This window comes from Hydrogenophaga intermedia (genome assembly GCF_023715105.1).
Lineage (GTDB): Bacteria > Pseudomonadota > Gammaproteobacteria > Burkholderiales > Burkholderiaceae_C > Hydrogenophaga > Hydrogenophaga intermedia_A.
The window spans coordinates 1-2049 of sequence record NZ_JAMBNO010000063.1 but is presented as its reverse complement, the minus strand read 5'-3'; the positions used below and the strand labels follow the sequence as shown (position 1 = coordinate 2049).

1 protein-coding gene is annotated in these 2049 nt (G+C 56.9%); it reads left to right on the top strand.

The window, feature by feature from the left end:
* The first annotated feature begins 48 nt into the window (after positions 1–48).
* Positions 49–2013, top strand: coding sequence for a hypothetical protein (locus M3149_RS22525; protein ID WP_251711594.1), 1965 nt, complete (start codon positions 49–51; stop codon positions 2011–2013).
* The last annotated feature ends 36 nt before the right edge of the window (positions 2014–2049 follow it).

The window sequence follows — 2049 nt, the reverse complement described above, 5'->3', positions numbered from 1 at the left end:
CTAGCCGTTCGGTTAAGGAGTTGATTCAAGGGGTCTTCGGACCCCACAATGCGCCCCAAGGTCACACTTGGGGCGTTTTTCATGGTCGAGGAGAAATCTTCTCCGGGAGGAGAGGGGGCAGACCCCCGCGCGGCACGGGTCCCGCCGACGGCAGCGGGCATCCAGGTCAACGTCTGCAAGAACCCCCAGTGCGCCAACTTTGGCGTGCCGCCTACGCCCCTGAGGAAGTGGGAGCGCAGGCCCCGGACAGAAGACGGCGCCAAGGCACCGCCGGGCCCTGGCGATTACGGCTTGGCCGGGCGCGGCAATCAACGTTCGACCCTTGTTTGCCTTCTCTGCAGAGAGAGCATGCCACTCCACAGCAATATTGCGATTGCCGAGGAGTTGATTCGGATTTCTGCCTACCTAGACCCTGAGCCATTAGCCTGCCCAAATGATGCATGCACCGATAAAGGTGCAGGTCTTGTTAAGTTCGGGACCAATCGACATGGCACACCCCGGTATCGCTGCAACGGCTGCCGGAAGGTATTCGCAGACGGCGGTAAGTCGACCAAGCGTCAGCGCAAGACGCACCTCAATCGAGACATCTTCCAGCAGCTGATGAATTCTGTGCCGCTGCGCCGAATCATCAAGATGAACGAAATCAGCCCTTCAACGCTGTATTCGAAGCTGGATTTCATTCACAAGCAATGCATGGCGTTCGTGAGCGAACGTGAGCAACAGCTATTTGCAAAGTCAGACCTGGGGGTCATGTACCTGACCACCGACCGGCAAAAGCTGATGGTCAACTGGCAATCGCGAAAGGACCGCCGAAATACCTCGTTTCTTTCGATGGCCACCGCTGACTTGAGGACGGGGTATGTGTTGGGGGTCAACATCAATTACGACCCCTCGATGGATGCGGAGAAGGTAATCGAGGAGCACAAAAAGTTGGGCGATGACAAACTAAATCGCCCCTACCGTCGTTACGCTCGAGTTTGGCTCCCAGAGGATTTCGATAGTGCAGACGGCCGGGCCAACGATGCGAGGGCAACGAAGGTGCGCAAGCAGCTGGACGAGCACGTCTCCCCCTCGCTGGCTCTTGAGGGCCTGTCGGCGGTCATCGACGCCATGTACGAAGAGGTGTTATCCCGGGAAGACATTGAAGCTGAATCTCCCTCTCCGGAGATTAGGACTCCCGTAAAGGGCATGGTGGTGCATGAACAAGTTGTGATGTTCGCTCACTTCCAAATGCTGGCGCGAATGCTTCACAAGGCAGAGCACCTTTATTGCTTTATGGACCAGGATTCTGGGTTTCGTGGCGGATTCATGGCTGCGATGGCTAGCCGGGTTAAGCAGGGAAAGGCAGACGCGTTTTACGTCAAGGTCGAGGACATGACCATTGATGCGAAACACATGGTCATCGCTCAAAGCAAAAGGCGATTGCAAGCTGTACTGAATGCGAACCCAGGCTTCAGCCGCGAGGACGCCATTGCGGTTCTAGCCCACGAGCAAATGCGAACGATGAAACGGCATGGCGCTTGGAACGACTATTGGTTCAGCCATCCTCTACCAGACCCGAGGGAGCCGGAGAAGCAATCTTGCTGGTTGACCCACCGCGCTCCAATCAGCGATGACCCAGAAAAGCGCGCAGAACAACTGAAGGATATGACGGACTTGTACATGCGCGCGACGCTCACGGCAGTTGACCGATTCTTCATGCAAGTGAGGCGGGGAATTACGGTGGCGGAAAGGGGTATCCCGAGCGCATCTGCAGACCGGCGGATTTGGTTCGGAAAGAACGCTTACAACCCATTGAATTTGGTGAAGCTCCTTGAGACCTTTCGCGTCTACTTCAACTATTGCGAGGTCGGAGAAGACAAAAAGACGCCGGCGATGCGCCTTGGCTTGGCTCGTGGCCCAGTCGCCCCCGAGGACATCCTGTACTTCCAGCCCCGCGCCCAGGTGGTCCCCCAGAAAGAAGAAAGCCCCGCCCTGCAAGAGCAGGACGGGGCTTTGAATCAACCTGGCTGAAGGCCTAGACCGTCAACTCCTTAGTCGAACGGCTAG